The organism is Synechococcus sp. MIT S9509, from assembly GCF_047303035.1.
Classification (GTDB): domain Bacteria; phylum Cyanobacteriota; class Cyanobacteriia; order PCC-6307; family Cyanobiaceae; genus Synechococcus_C.
Window position 1 is genome coordinate 45,707 of record NZ_CP138940.1, and the last position, 14,152, is coordinate 59,858.

Below are 14,152 nucleotides of genomic sequence, written 5' to 3' on the forward strand. Positions count from 1 at the left end.
AAGTAGAGAAATGGCCAGTTTTGGCAATTTAGTGAGACTCTCTCTCAGGTGTCTTGCTCTTAAGAGCTTGTTCAAACTCTGTCAATGAAGCAGCGTGCAACGCATCAGATAACAAGTCGGCTGAGGCCACCTCTGGGCCGTCAGCCAACCGTCGATTTGCTCATGCGCTCTCCAGAGCCTGCAGGAACCGCTCCCAGAGATCCTGTGGTTCTTCCAGCCCCACGGAAACGCGCAGCAGATGGGATGGCACGTCGCAGCGTTTCGCCCAGGCCAGCTCCTCGTAATGAGCGAGCAGCACGTAGGGGCAGACCAGCGTGAAGCTTGTGCCGAGACTCGGACCCTTGCAGACCGCCAGTGCGTCGTAGACCTGCCGCGCTGCCTGCGTGCCTCCTTTGAGTTCAAAGGACAGCAGACAACCATGGCCTGCACCGGGACGTTGCAAAGCCTTGAAGTGTCTGCATTCACCGGGATGAAACACCGTCTTCACGGCGGGGTGATCGCGAAGGCGTTCAGCCATCAAAAGCGTGTTGCGATTGAGCTGATGCACCCGTTCGATCACGTCTGCACTGCCCTGGTCGAGGGCGATGAGATCGTTGTCAGCGAGACCCGCCAGTGGTCTCAGGGAACGAGCTGCTGCAGCGAGCTGATCTCTCCAGGGCGAGTGGTGACTCAGCACCAGACTTCCTGCAAGAACATCCCCACGGCCGGCGAAGCTTTTGGTGAGCGAGCTGAACACCAGGTCGGCGTGGGGCAACGCGTTGATGTTGACCCCGGAGCCGATGGTGTCGTCGGCAATCACTGGGATGCCCTGCCGGTGGGCAAGCTCGGCGATTGTTGGCAGATCAATGCAACGCAGCAGGGGGTTGCCGGGCAGCTCCACCACCACTGCTGAAGGTTGCATGCGCTCCAGGGCGGCGCTCACGCTGGCCGCACTGTCTTCCAGCAGCAGTTCGGCTCCGTTGAAGACCACCTGGGGCAGCTTGAGCACATCCACATAGGGAAAACCGATCTGCAGCACAGGCCTGTCGGGCCGAATGCTTGAAATCAGTTGAAGTGCTCGGTGCAGAGCCGACATGCCAGATGGGTGCAGGCTGATCGCATCTCCTTCGCAGCTATAGATCCGCGTCAGCCGCCGAAGCACTTTGCTGCGAGCGTTCTCCACTGCGGAAGCGCTGGCGTTCTGCTCTTGACCGAGGGCGATGGCAGCCTGCCTGGAGGACGCTCCAAGGCCCGTGTGTTGCCAGAAGGCTTTCGCGGCAGGAGTGCTGGCCGCATCGGCAATCAGGCAGGTGACTCCATGAATCCCGGTGAGCTCTGTTTCTCCTGCAGGCCTCGTTTTCCTGCAGTGAGCGAGAGCGGCTTCAGCCGTTGCGCGGTTCGGATACGGCCAGCTGCTCGCTCCCCTGGAGGTGGCAATGTCGGACGCAGTCAGTGCGCGTTCGGCCAACTCCGCCACCAGCGGATGCTGACCGAATCGGGGATAGACCGCACGCAGAGCCGCGCGGCAGGCTGGATCCTGTTCCTCGTAGGCAATGACATCGTTCCATCGAGGCAATGCCACCGAAACGGCATGGGTGGCATCGGGAAGAGGGTGGCCGAGATCGGTGCCTTGCCAGCAGGGATCTCGGAGCAGGTCGCGCGTACTCATCGGAGCAAGCAAAGTGCCTGGTCGAGATCTGCTACCAGATCCGAGGCGTCTTCACAGCCCACGGAAACACGGATCAGGCCATCGCTGATACCCAGCTTCTGTTTGACCTCTGTCGATACCGATGCGTGCGTCATCGTGGCGGGATGGCAGATCAGGCTCTCCACGCCGCCGAGGCTTTCGGCCATGGTGAACCAGTGCAGGGCCTTGCACACGGCATAGGCCTGCTCGCGGCCGGCCTCCACTCCAATGGTGACGATGGCGCCGCCTGCGCTCATCTGCTGCATCGCAGTCACGTGTTGGGGGTGATCGCGGCGATGGGGGTATCGCACCCAGTTCACCTGGGCATGGTCGGCGAGATGATCCGCCAGGGCGGCCGCATTGGCCATTTGTTGTCTGAGACGCAGAGGCAGGGTCTTGATGCCGCGGGTGATCAGCCAGCAGTCGAACGGTGAAGGCTGCAGGCCAAGGGCTTTCTGGGCGAACACCATCTTCCGTTGCCAGCTCGGATCGTCGGTGCAGACCGCGCCGCCGAGGGCGTCGGAGTGCCCGTTGATGTATTTGGTTGTGCTCGTGAGTGAGAGGGTGGCTCCAAGCTGCAGCGGGCGTTGAACAAGGGCGGTGGCGAAGGTGTTGTCCACCACAACGGGAACATCGATGGCCTTGGCTGCTGCGCAGACCTGCCTCAGATCGATCACCTTGAGCAGTGGGTTGGTGGGGCTTTCCAACCAGACCATGGCGGGCTTTCGAGCCGCAATGCTTGAGACAGCCTCGGGTGAAGTGAAATCCACCCACTCGGTGCGGATCCCGAATTTGGCGAAAACCTGTTCAAACAGGCGTACGGTGCAGCCGTAGAGGTTTTCCTCGCAGAGCACAAGATCTCCCTGGCTGAGACTTGAGGCAATTGCTGTGATCGCGCTCACTCCCGAGCCGAACACGGTGGCATGTTCACAGTGCTCCATCGAAGCGAGCACGCCTTCAAGGATGCGGAAGTTGGGATTGCCTGAACGGGTGTAATCGAAACCACCGGGGTTTCCGTGTGCAAATGTCGATGTGGAGTAGATCGGCGGCATCACGGTGCCCGTTTCCTCCGCAAAGCTCTCCCCGTGATGAATCGCCCGGGTGGCATCGGCTGGTGTTGGAGCTTGGCGCTGCAAGTGATGGCCGCGATCAGGTCTCAACGCTAGGAAACAGGCTGCCTGTCGCCGTTAGCGTCGTGCCCGACCTGTGATCCGGAGCCTTGGCTGAAACTTCAGTGCCACAAAGCCACAAGGATGAGTGGCGTGATCACGTGCTCAGCGAAATTGTCACGTTTCTGGGTGAGAACAAACAACAGATTCATGCTCGATATCTGGAACAGCGTGAGGGGCAGCTGCCACGTGATCTCATCGAGCAGGAAGGACTGATGGATTTTGAGCTGGCCATCACATTTCTGGAAGACAAGCCCAAAGGTTTTGGTCTTGGACTCGGCTTTTTCAAGGCGAATCTGATCCGCTGAGACACCCGCCAGGCAGCCATAACAACAATGGTTGCAAAGAAAGAAATTCAATGCCGTCATCCAATCTGTGGGAGGCACTGTTACATCAATATCAGCATAATGTTCGATGGTTTCGTTGTTCCTGCTGGTGAAGGCAGCGGCTGAATAAATTGTTAACAGTCTGGTATAAAGATGTTAAATGAAGTTGTTTGATAGATGCAAACTGATCATGGCAGTCAATAGTAATTGCTGGATGTGTTCTGTTGGATCGGGTCTGCTTTCACAGTGCTGGCGGAAGCTGGATTACCCAACGACGAATCGCTTATTTGATGACGTAATTCATGGGATTGTCGAATGTTTCTGCCCCGCACGGGCTTGAATCACGACCACCTGGGAGCATGGTGTCGGGAATCATTTTGTCTGAGTAAAGCTGACAGAGCTCTTCCGGGTCACGACTGTCGACCCACTGCTGGAACCCGGAATCCTGGGCAAGCAGCTGAGCGACCATCAGAACTTCGTACATGGCGATGGGATCAGATACCTCACACCTAGCCAGGAATCGCTATTCGACTCCAGCGAACGACTCAATCTGCTTTGAATCCTCGCAACGGATCAGCTCAATGGAGTGGGGATGGTCGCGGATGAACGGAACAGCCTCAGTGGCCAGACGTTTGGCTTCAAATGCATCACCTGCGTAGTAGCAGCTTTCGATCCTTTTCCAGTTGGATTTTCGATATCTGACCGTGTAGCGCTTCTGGAGGTTCATGGTTCCAGTCATGGAATTAACTGAAGCATCAGCATGGGCTGAGCCTTGATGACCAAATGTCTTTAATGACTTCAGGATCATTCACGTACCCAAGAACGCAAAGCTTGTGATTTTTGTATCAACAACCACTGGAAAGAGGAAGGGCATGGCTTTTTGATGCCAGACATGGCCAGGGGCTGTGATCAAAGGGTCTGGTTGAATCAGGACAATGCGTAATGATTTGGATTCTGCAATAACTCCTTGGCTCCGAGACTAGGGGGTGTTTTTTTGAGCCCAATGATTTTTGATGAGTCACCAAAGGGCAAATAATCTCCGCCCCGGCTTCTGTATTGACTGAGAGCCTTAATGTCGAGCAGGCTGCCTTGAGAGCTCTGGAGAGTCACTCGCATGCATGACATGCTTCGAAAGTTTTGTCAGAATTGGCCTGCGGCTTCAGTGGGTAGACATTGTGAAAGAACATGTAAAAGTTTATTCAGCAGAATGCATTCTTGAGGTCGGGGCTCGTCTTGCGGAAGGTCCCCACTGGTGGGATGAACGTGGACTTTTGATCTGGGTTGATATCGAGGATTCTCGTATTGGCTTGTTTGACCCTCAGACCAAAAATAATCATTTCATAGATACGGTTTTTCATGTGGGTTGTGTCGTGCCAACGAGCAAAGGCAATTTATTGGCTGCAACATCAGATGGATTCAAGATGATTGATCCTGACAGCGGACAAATTACTTCGTTGAATAATCCTATGGAGAATCGTTCCAGCTATCGATTTAATGATGGAAAGTGTGATCCCTGGGGAAGGTTATGGGCGGGAAGTCTTCGTTATGATTTTTTGCCTAATGCAGGATCTCTTTGGAGGTTAGATGGATCTTTCGATTCCACTCCAATGATTGAAGGAGTCACCATTTCCAATGGACTTGCTTGGTCACCAGATCGAAAATATTTTTATTATATCGATACACCAACTCTGCAGGTTAAGCGGTTCTTGATTGCGGAAAATGGTGATTTAATGGGTGACGGAGATATTTGCATTCAAATCCCCTCCGAGTGGAACTCTTCGCCAGATGGGATGTCGATTGATCGTAACGGCATGCTCTGGATTGCCCTTTGGGGAGGAAGTGCTGTGACCTGCTGGAATCCCAGAAACGGCAGTCATCTGGCAACAGTTGAACTACCGTGTTCGTTGGTCACTTCCTGTTGTTTTGGAGGACCTGCGTTTGACAGGTTGTTCATTACGACTGCTGCCTACGATCTTGGCCCGGAAGACCTGGCCTCCATGCCCCATGCCGGCGATATCTTTATGGCAGAAGTTGGTGTCAACGGCGTGCCTGCTGCTCACTTCATGGAGCGATAATTCATTTCATGGAATGTGAATTTTAATGGCTTCAGGCGACTCAAAACCGTTGGCAGTTCTGTTGCCTGGATTCGGTTGTGATATCGACTCGATGCTGGAATTAGCTCATGTTCTAGACAGTAGTGAAAGTATTATTCATACAACATGTGAAGTGTTCACCTCGGAGACTTCATTAAACAAAATGTCAGCAAAAGTTGTTCAGCGCTATCCCGACTCAGCCCTTCTCTTGATTGGCTTTTCAATGGGTGGCTGGGTTGCTCAGGAAGTGGCCAATAGGTTGGGAATTCAGGTCAAAGGCTTAGTGCTGATTTCGTCATGGACCGAAGCGCCTTCGGAGTACCTTGCAATCGTGCAAGACCTCCATGACCAGATTAGAGCCGGGAAAACGTTGGACACATTTAAGCCACTCGTGGCAGAGGGATTTGTAAAAGCAGAGTCGAGGGATGCCATGGCGAATCGCTGGGCATCAATGGTCAACAGAATCGGTCCTGAAGTCTTCCTCAGACAAACCAAAGCCATATTGGATCATCCCAATGTCAATCATTGCATTTCTGGCATCAAATCTCCTGTACTTGCGATAGCAGGCGCTGAAGATACGCTGCTCAATCCAGATGATCAATTCAAATGCCTCAGAGGATGCAAGTCTGTCCAAACGACAGTCCTTGATTCATGTGGGCATAATTTAATCTGGGAAAGACCTAAGACTGTTGGCGACACCATTGAGCAATGGCTTCATTCGAACTTCGAACATTGATCTGTAAAGTAACTCACTTGTCCTGAGTTCTGGATAATTTTCCCCTTGTTTTTTCCTGTCACTTTGATGATTGTTCTGCTTCATGATCTGAGAGGACTGTGAGGGGCCTTTGCAAAGAGTCTCAATGCCCGCGTCTGCGCGTTTCATTTCGACCTACATACAGGAAGCTGAGTATTGATCTGCACGCAGATTTTGTGTCAATGAAACCCTGAAGAGATGGATATTGATCGTTGGGTAAGCCCCAGCAAAAACCCCGCGCTGGGCGGGGCTGTTGGATGGAGTTGGCAGGTTGAACTTTGAGCTGAATGAACAGAGGGTGGATCAGCCTTCAAGCTTGGCGGGCTCGGCCTCGCCCTCTCTCAGTTCCGCGTCGATGATCATCACGGCAGCAGGGTTGCCTGCAGCGAACTTGACGCGACCCAGCAGGTAAGCGGCCTTGTGCTCGGAGAGACGTTGATCATCAACGATGGGATCAAGGAACACCGTGGTGCGGCGGTCAACGTCCTCTTCAGCAGTTTTATAAAGCTGCAGCACCGATGCGGTGACATCAGCCTCCATGCGGAAGACAGTGGCAATGACATGCTCCACGTTCGTCCACTCCGTCCTGCATGGCTCAAGAGTGTCGAGCACAGGATGCTGTCCTCTGCTGATCAGATAGTCAGCAAATTTGGCGGCATGCTGCTCCTCTTGCTTGGCTTCATCACGGAGATGCTCGGCAAAGCCGGTCAGCTCACGCTCAGCAAACCAGACAGCAGCAGCGAAGTAATCAGCAGCTGACTGACGCTCGAGGTTGAGATGGGCTTCCATCAGGTCGAGCATTTCGGCTGACATGGGCTCAGCCATGGCACGGCCTGTGGGACCGGTGGGGACAGTGATGGGGGCTTGGATTTGTGAAGCTGTCATGTCTCTTCCTCTGGAAGGGATGAATCAGTTCTAGATCACAAAAAAGCGAAAGATATGCGTAAAAACCGAACATTAGTGGATCAGATATGCTTTTGAGAATCACATTCAAGAACTGCGAATATGTTTTTGAGAATCACAATCAGGAGTGCAAATCTGCTGCTGAGAATCAGTTTCGATAAGTTAACGCTAAGTGTTCGGTAAGCCGCCAAAGAAACGATGCCCTGAATGTAATAGACCTGACGAGTTGTTACCGAGAGTTGTGTGATGATTGAAGTTTTTCTTTTATGCGACTGCTCGCTTTGCAAGCGCAGCGTTGAAGAATCGAGGTCAATTAGGATTGGCGGGCAGCATTTCTGCTCTGAGTCCTGTGCCAAGGGGCATCCCAACATGGAGCCATGTGATGGCGAGCGGGATGGCTGTAACTGCGGAATTGGAGAGTTGGAGCTGCTTCTAGCGGCTACCGATTAGTTCAGTAACCGCTTGATGGGATCGGAACCACCATCGATCAACCCCTCAAGTAGGGGGTGGCTGCGAGATGAATCCGGCCTCTGAAACGAATCTAGGTTTCGTGCTACGAGGCAAGGCCTGTAGCTTTACGAAGGTTTTAAAATAAGATCTTTTTGATATATTGATTAGTTTTCATATAACGCTATCAGGAAAAGTGACAATAAAAATATTCATGACCCATACAGATGCGACCTACAAAAATACGAGCCTATTTACACGTCGCATGTAGGGCAGTCTCAGAGACATATTTATGACAATCAGCAAGGAAAAAGATAGCAGTGACGGACTTTGGATAGTCTTGGCTACGAGGGCGATTTCATACGCGTGATAGACAAGCGGAAAAAAAGGTACGAAGCTTAGAATTGCCCTTTGAAAAGTTGTTCTTCTTGTCGTTGAGTTAACATGAAAGAGAATTTGTTCGTCTTGTTGCCTTCTTGATAGCGCCGAAATAAGTACTTGCACACTCAAGTTTTCGTAATGTGCTGGCTATGTCATAAAACATTCAAGACTTTAATGATGATGCAAAAGTTGGTCGATTGGAACTGATCATCAATAAAAAACCCCGCACTGGGCGGGGCGTGATTGATCTGAGTTGTTTTGTCGGGAGATGGATCAGTACTGACAAACTGCCCTGCTTTCCCCTTCAAGGGTTTCGTATTGCTTTCAGTCACCTTCCAGTGAGAGTAATTGCGCACAAAAATTAGTTTCACCTTTGGTTTAATTGACGAGAGCTAAGTTGATTTATTGTTAAACCCAATAAAATTAGAATTGCTCCGCTGAATGCTTTGATGCCAATGGGTTCTCCTAGCATCAAATTGGCACCCAGAAGGGCGACCACAATTGTCAAAGAGCTCCATAAACTTATTTGCGCTACTCCAAGAAATTTATAACTCAGCATCAAAGTCCACTGACTGCCAAGACTAATAGTAATTCCATAAAGTCCAATAACGCTTAGCACCCACCATGTCTGAAGAGCGATGAAATGTTGAGGTCCGTAAAACAGCAACGCTAAAACTGCGAAAACCAAAGCAGATGAAGTGCTGCCAAGACCAACAGTAAGACCAACTCCCATACCTCTAAAATTGCAAACACTGTTTAAAATTCCACCTATCGCAAATGAAAGAATTGCAGTTGCTGCCCAGATAAAACCCATCATTTTTTGTCCTGACGTGAGTGTAGTCACTACACCACTTCCACTTTGATTGCCCACGAAAACACCCAGACAAATTAGAATTAAGGAAAAAGTAAACTGTCTTGGAAGTTTTTCATGAAGGAATACTCTCGCGGCAAGTGTTGACAGTGGAATTGTGAGGCTAAAAAGCAGAGTTTGAGCAACAACGCTTAGATGCTCAAGTGCAAGAAAGAAACCGACGGGCCCTAGGAAATACCCCAAAAACCCCTGCCAAAAAAGAAGTTTTCTGTCTCGTAGTGATAATTGCCGAATCTGCGTTTTTACATTCACACGATCAATCGTCAACATAAACAGACCAGTGATCAAGCTCGAAAAAAAGAAGACATTACAAAAACTGATTTGTTCGCCACCTGTCTGTTGAAGTATTTTCAGCACATTTCCTTCCGAACCGCGGAGTAGGATGAAAAGTGCAAAAATTAACGCAGAGATCATATTATTAATTCAAAGTCGCAATGGCAGATCCTTGGCTGAATGTAGCGAAGAGTTGCTGTTTGAAAGATCATGCCCCTGGAACGTCTGCTGAATTACGTCATTACATGGGGTAAAAGCTCATGACTCCCCATCGCAGGGTTCTCACAGGTGTTTGTGCGTAACGACTCAGAAGTCAAGCGGGTGGAAGCGTTGAAAACCACAAGCTCTGGTATAGCCGAGCAAATTACTGGCATCTCTTAAGGGTCTATGAGAAAAAAGGGCAGTGGATCCAGGTTTGGCTATGTAATGGAGAGTTGAATTCACCCCTATGAATCAGAGCCAAGATGCGAAGCGTCACGAGAGTGATCAGCAACATCGCACTAAAGCTGGTTCGCTTAACGTCGAAGTAGAGCGAGATCGCAGCGTGAATCACTTGTCAACAAATACTATTAACGATGAAGCACTCAAGAAAATTGATAACGAAACAAGTGAACTCATGAAAGACCAGGGGCCAGCCTCATTTCGAAAGGAGAGCAACTGATATGAGTAACGAACATCATCAAACAGGCAGACGTCCAAACAAAGCTGATCTTGAACGTCTTGATCCTGTACATCGAGAGAAAGAGCCACTGAAGCAAGGCAGTGCAGAGGAACGACACAGCCATCCCAACGAAAAACATCGAGAGCACTCTCATAGTGGAGAGAAGTTTGTGGAGGAAGTGAAGCGTCTTGATGCTTCAGAGTGAAGAATTTATTTAATGAAAAAAGTGACCATTTATTAGTAATCTTCATCACCAGCGATGCAGGTGTAGCCCAGACCACTACAGGGATAACTCCATAGAGACATTGCAGACTACACAGAAGTCAGGCTGGTGGAAGCTTTTCCAGCAAAAATGGTGAGTTTCGCTCGGATGGTGGATGTGACCCGGATCAATCCCGGTGATGCTGTGCTTGGGGGAATTGTTTTATGAAATTCTTCAAGGCACTTGTTGCAATTTTTGGTGTACTTCTTGATGCAATTAAGAGCACATACCTGAGGTGAGAGTCTGAGATAGGGCCAGAAATTATCAAGTGGGAACTCATCGTCTGCTGCGTTTATGGACTGATCAGCTTGGGGAATTGGATGTATAGAAGCGTTTACTAATGGGTGTTTATTGCCGTTTCTCTCAGAATCGTTTTCCATGTCCTAGCTCGCAAGAACAAAAGCAAGTTCAAGTGGAGCCGTTTCACGCCAATCGAGCAGAGGTGAACCAGGTGGACTCCAGATCATTGAGGCTCGGCCAATGAAATTTCTAAGAACCAAGGCGGGGTTTCTGCTGATCGTCGGGTTCTAGTGCGGCAGCGTCCCTGGTGCCTCATAACATGCTCGAACAGCAGCGCCTCGCCTTCTACAGCCGCCGCAATCGCCCTGAAAGCTTTAAGAGAGGCAAACTCATGATCCGAACCACACTCCGGCCATCACATCCGCTGCTGCTTTGCTGGTTGTCTCGGAGCCCATTGATCCACCTTTCGCTTCAGCCGAAAGCACTAAGGCTTGGTCACCTTGGCTTGGAAAGACTCTGACAAGAGAATGATCCAAGGGTCTTGTGGATTCTCCCAATTCTAAGAGAAAGTTTATGATTACAACTTCAATTACTATAAGTTTTGCTTCCCTTACGCAGAAGACGGAAAGACTTACCCCCGCGACTATCTAAAGGATTTAATCCATTTTAACTGCAAAGGGCAGGACACTCTCAACGTGTTTGGTTTAGACTGACCTTAAGGCAGATGGCTGGTGATCAGCACAGAGTAGGAAGGCTTGGGCCTCATCGGTGACGCAATCCCGGGGATAGAAATCCCAGAAGGCTGGTCAATGTGGCCGACTTTTTTGATGCCTGCGTCCACTGCATCTCCAGCATTTGAGTGCGGGTGTAAAAACAGTAGTGAATGTCGTCACAGATCGCACTGGTTCTTCGTCGTACGCCTCCTGAATCTCCTCCAGTGCTGACTAATCTGGGCACAACGCCAGTTCAAAATGCTCAGCTGTGCCCGTCTGCATTCAGGTTGTGCGTGATTCCACGAGCAGAGTCTTATCACGCTGTTGTCACAAGACATCTTATTGCCGGTCGGTAGCTTCAGCATTAACTGGTAGTGGTTGGTAAATTTGCTCCCGTAGAAGCCGTCTGATAAGGACCTGAAACCGAACCTCCAAGTACGGCTCTCCCAGCTTCCAAGTTGGATTAGGCGGGAATAGACCAAAGGAGTTCCACTCGGTGGTACTAATGACAGCAACAACCCTCAATCCCGATCTCACTGCAGAGCAAAGCCGTCGTGTCCGCCTTGCAAAAATTGATTTGGATGAAGCCATCTATGAGGCGGCTGAACAGCATCCTGATATCTGGCCACGTGGACTGATCACCAAAATTGCGAGTGATCTTGGGGTCACCCCGGCGACGGTGCGCCGAGAACGGACCATCCTTTTACCAGGTGTTAAAAGCTCACATGCCCTTGGCTGGTGACCCACGTCAGATGGATCAACATCCTCCGAGGGCTGACGTGTCAAGTAAAGCGAGCTGCTCTTGAGTGGGTTGGCACGGATGAGTCAACCCGCACCCGTATTGATCAGTTCACCCGTATTGTTAGTTCATACTTCCCATTTGGAATATTCCATCAGCTCAGCCTGAGCGAACTGCTCTCAAACGGAATTCGCGGCCGTCGTCACGCTTCATCAGATAAGCGATAAATTGCTAAGCGGATTCATTCAGAGGAAAATGCCTTCATGAAACTTCTATTCACAGGATTCAGTCTTGCAGCGGCGCTGGTTAGCACAGGCGTTGCTCACAGTCATTGCCAACTGCCGTGCGGTATTTACGATGACCATGCACGCGTTCACTCGATGCTTGAAGACGCTGAGACCATCCAAAAGACTGTAATTCTTATTAAAGAGAACTCAGGAAAGAATGATGCTCAATCCAATAATCAACTAGTAAGATCAATTGCCAACAAGGAATCTCACGCTCAGTCAATCATAGAAACAATTAGCGACTACTTTTTGACTCAGCGTGTCAAGCCCAGTCAAAGTGATTACACGGAGCGGCTCAAAAAGCATCATGCCGTGATCGTCGCTTCGATGAAAGCAAAACAAAATTCAGATCTCCAGCATGTTGACGATTTAAAATTGGCGATCGTTGAGCTTGAGCAATACTACCCAAGGCAATCAGATTAGCCCGGTTAGCAAGGGCGGCTACTATTTTGTCGCCCTTTGAAGTGTTGCCATCCTAAGAAAATAATGTTTGCGGTTATTAATCTAATTCTTTGAGTTTCTTTTTTGGTGACAATGCTAATTATTATCCAAAATTTTAGTTCTTGGCAGATTTTACTGTACTAGCGTTGATTTCCAGGTATTTGGGGATCGAGCCTGCCTCGAAGTCAAGCAGAAGAAAATTAGGATATCTTTTCTGGTTCATGTTTTATGCATTTATAAGCATCATTTACAGTGAATGCTTGATGTGGGTCAAATAAGCCACTTATTGCCTTATGGTAGGGTATTTCTTGAACTCAAAAGATAGTTTTCTGGCCTCTAAGGTTTAGATGGCGTGATGGTGGGTTATCCTGATGTGAAAAGATTTACCATCTCTATGTAGTGATTTGGTGACGATATTGATCAGTGTTGCTGGGAAGGGTCAAGCTAGTGTTTTTAGGAAAACAACAGTGGCGATGCATTTTTCAACAGCGAATTTTCATCGATATGGAAGATCAACAGGTGATCAGCGTGTGGGCCCGTACGGATGTCGGCACAAATGAACAAACCACCGGCTTCCAAAATCTCGTCAGAACTGAAGCTTCGATTTGGGAATTCGTCGACACTTTCATTTGTTTCAGGATTGATCAGAGGCTTGTATGCAGTGCCTTCTCCACATGGCAACAGCGTGAGACCATCCAGTTGCTATAGCAGGTTGGATTGATTAGCAATAGCCATGAGGCTTGATGGTTGTCAGAAGAAAGAGAAGGAGGTGAATGGGAGAAAAAGCGTAATTTGGGTGGCGACACTCTGGTTTAAATGCAGCTGGGCGCCTCAGCTTCAAGAATCAGTTCCAATTCTACCAGGTGCGAGAGTTCCAGCATGTACGGCAGATCAGCTCAATCGTTGAACTAAATCTGCGGGTGCAATCTCAATCGATGGGGATTAGAATTCTCGTTCAGGATGATCAATTAGGAGTTTGTATTGAATGCGTCTGCAGTTTTTGCTGGCGGGCGTGAACTGCGCATGATTAGAAAGATCTGAAGCGGTTCTGCTTCTTCGGCTTACGGATGAGTGCCTCATTCAGAAGGCTGAAAACGGCGGCAGTCATAGTCTCCGTAGTTTGGATCCATGCATTCATGAATGAATTCACATCTAAAGACGTGCATCTTACGATTGAGGGTGTCCTTACCATCTGGCTTTTTCCTGATCGGAGTTGAGGCCACTGATAGAGCGATTGTTAACGGGCTTATTGAACGTACTCATAGAAAAAAGACCCAAAGGTAGTGGTTTTCAAGGGTTAAATCGATGATGTGTTTGTGTACGACTCAGTGCGTTGCATGATTGTCGATAGATAAGAGATCTTAATGAAAGACAAGGTGATTGAAGTCTCCCATTTACGGCCGTCTTATGTGTCAGCCCTTGGGACAAGTAAGCGTCATCAGGCCATGCACAATAAGCACCGCCATTTCTGAACACGTCAAATGTCGCGCCTAGTCATTGCTTGCTGCCATGGGCCGCAGAGAAAAAACCGGCTCACTTTTTTAATTCCTAGGTGATAGCCAGTAAAGCTACCTATTCTCCCTACCGATATGTAGCTCATGTGGCAGCTGAGCAATCCACCGTCCAAACCAAATCACGCTGCTGGTTGTAGTTGAGCGGTGGCTTAAACTAGCAACTTCGCCTGATCCCCAACGTTTGCGGAGCTATGTCAGTTCTGGACGGGATCCAAGTATTAATAGTCCTAGTACATGCCGCGCCTCATAACTGATTGGGGCGTGGTGGTGTTTGAAGAACCCGCGGAGATAAGCAAGACACTAGATTACTGTTGATGTTGATCAGAGCATGCAGTGCCAAATAAATCCTTCTAACTCGGCTTGATCCGAGTGAACGATAACTCAAACCAGAGCCAAATCAGTTTTAGATCGA

At 49.5% G+C, this 14,152-nt stretch carries 15 protein-coding genes; 8 read left to right on the plus strand and 7 right to left on the minus strand.

The features are described from left to right. Positions 1-160: 160 nt before the first annotated feature. Together SIB73_RS00240 and SIB73_RS00245 are read right to left on the minus strand one after the other, a co-directional pair. Positions 161-1,648: a PLP-dependent transferase gene (locus SIB73_RS00240; protein ID WP_413403760.1), complete on the minus strand. Its 1,488-nt coding sequence runs from the start codon at positions 1,646-1,648 to the stop codon at positions 161-163. Beyond that, the gene (locus tag SIB73_RS00245; RefSeq protein ID WP_413439657.1) at positions 1,645-2,802 is read right to left on the minus strand and encodes a trans-sulfuration enzyme family protein; all 1,158 of its coding nucleotides are present in this window, start codon (positions 2,800-2,802) and stop codon (positions 1,645-1,647) included. Before SIB73_RS00245 ends, SIB73_RS00240 begins: the two co-directional genes overlap by 4 nt. An 83-nt stretch (positions 2,803-2,885) precedes the next feature. Here SIB73_RS00245 and SIB73_RS00250 point away from each other — a divergent pair, with 83 nt between their 5' ends. After that, complete coding sequence (locus tag SIB73_RS00250; RefSeq protein WP_413403758.1) at positions 2,886-3,143, plus strand: hypothetical protein; 258 nt, start codon at positions 2,886-2,888, stop codon at positions 3,141-3,143. Positions 3,144-3,444: 301 nt separating this feature from the next. Here SIB73_RS00250 and SIB73_RS00255 read toward each other — a convergent pair whose 3' ends face one another. Continuing rightward, entirely contained in the window at positions 3,445-3,645 is a 201-nt protein-coding gene (locus tag SIB73_RS00255) for a hypothetical protein (RefSeq protein WP_413403757.1), read from the minus strand. A 39-nt stretch (positions 3,646-3,684) separates the two neighbouring features. Continuing rightward, positions 3,685-3,900 carry a hypothetical protein gene (locus SIB73_RS00260; protein WP_413403756.1) on the minus strand — a complete coding sequence of 72 codons (216 nt, stop codon included), beginning with the start codon at positions 3,898-3,900 and terminating at the stop codon, positions 3,685-3,687. Between the two features lie 379 nt (positions 3,901-4,279). Here SIB73_RS00260 and SIB73_RS00265 point away from each other — a divergent pair, with 379 nt between their 5' ends. Next, positions 4,280-5,236 carry an SMP-30/gluconolactonase/LRE family protein gene (locus SIB73_RS00265; RefSeq protein WP_413403755.1) on the plus strand — a complete coding sequence of 319 codons (957 nt, stop codon included), beginning with the start codon at positions 4,280-4,282 and terminating at the stop codon, positions 5,234-5,236. 25 nt (positions 5,237-5,261) lie between these two features. Beyond that, positions 5,262-5,990 carry an alpha/beta fold hydrolase gene (locus SIB73_RS00270; protein WP_413403754.1) on the plus strand — a complete coding sequence of 243 codons (729 nt, stop codon included), beginning with the start codon at positions 5,262-5,264 and terminating at the stop codon, positions 5,988-5,990. Positions 5,991-6,311: 321 nt separating this feature from the next. On the opposite strand, the gene SIB73_RS00275 is transcribed toward SIB73_RS00270, so the two are convergent. Both SIB73_RS00275 and SIB73_RS00280 read right to left on the minus strand, forming a co-directional pair. Then, positions 6,312-6,893, minus strand: a complete 582-nt coding sequence (locus SIB73_RS00275) for a ferritin (RefSeq protein WP_413403753.1) — start codon at positions 6,891-6,893, stop codon at positions 6,312-6,314. 80 nt (positions 6,894-6,973) lie between these two features. Continuing rightward, the gene (locus tag SIB73_RS00280; RefSeq protein WP_413406582.1) at positions 6,974-7,267 is read right to left on the minus strand and encodes a hypothetical protein; all 294 of its coding nucleotides are present in this window, start codon (positions 7,265-7,267) and stop codon (positions 6,974-6,976) included. On the opposite strand from SIB73_RS00280, the gene SIB73_RS00285 reads away from it, so the two are divergent. Beyond that, complete coding sequence (locus SIB73_RS00285; protein WP_413439779.1) at positions 7,230-7,361, plus strand: hypothetical protein; 132 nt, start codon at positions 7,230-7,232, stop codon at positions 7,359-7,361. The two genes, SIB73_RS00280 and SIB73_RS00285, sit on opposite strands and share 38 nt — an antisense overlap. Before the next feature lie 745 nt (positions 7,362-8,106). On the opposite strand, the gene SIB73_RS00290 is transcribed toward SIB73_RS00285, so the two are convergent. Continuing rightward, a complete protein-coding gene (locus SIB73_RS00290; RefSeq protein WP_413403752.1) occupies positions 8,107-9,024 on the minus strand; it encodes a DMT family transporter in 918 nt (305 codons plus the stop codon). A 307-nt stretch (positions 9,025-9,331) separates the two neighbouring features. Between SIB73_RS00290 and SIB73_RS00295 the strand changes: the two genes are divergently transcribed. From SIB73_RS00295 to SIB73_RS00310, 4 genes are all read left to right on the plus strand, one after another. Beyond that, a complete protein-coding gene (locus SIB73_RS00295) occupies positions 9,332-9,544 on the plus strand; it encodes a hypothetical protein (protein ID WP_413439658.1) in 213 nt (70 codons plus the stop codon). Between the two features lies 1 nt (position 9,545). Further along, a complete protein-coding gene (locus SIB73_RS00300) occupies positions 9,546-9,749 on the plus strand; it encodes a hypothetical protein (protein ID WP_413403751.1) in 204 nt (67 codons plus the stop codon). 1,515 nt (positions 9,750-11,264) lie between these two features. Beyond that, complete coding sequence (locus SIB73_RS00305) at positions 11,265-11,501, plus strand: hypothetical protein (protein WP_413403750.1); 237 nt, start codon at positions 11,265-11,267, stop codon at positions 11,499-11,501. 260 nt (positions 11,502-11,761) lie between these two features. Next, positions 11,762-12,208, plus strand: coding sequence for a superoxide dismutase [Ni] (locus tag SIB73_RS00310; protein WP_413403749.1), 447 nt, complete (start codon positions 11,762-11,764; stop codon positions 12,206-12,208). Positions 12,209-14,152 lie beyond the last annotated feature (1,944 nt).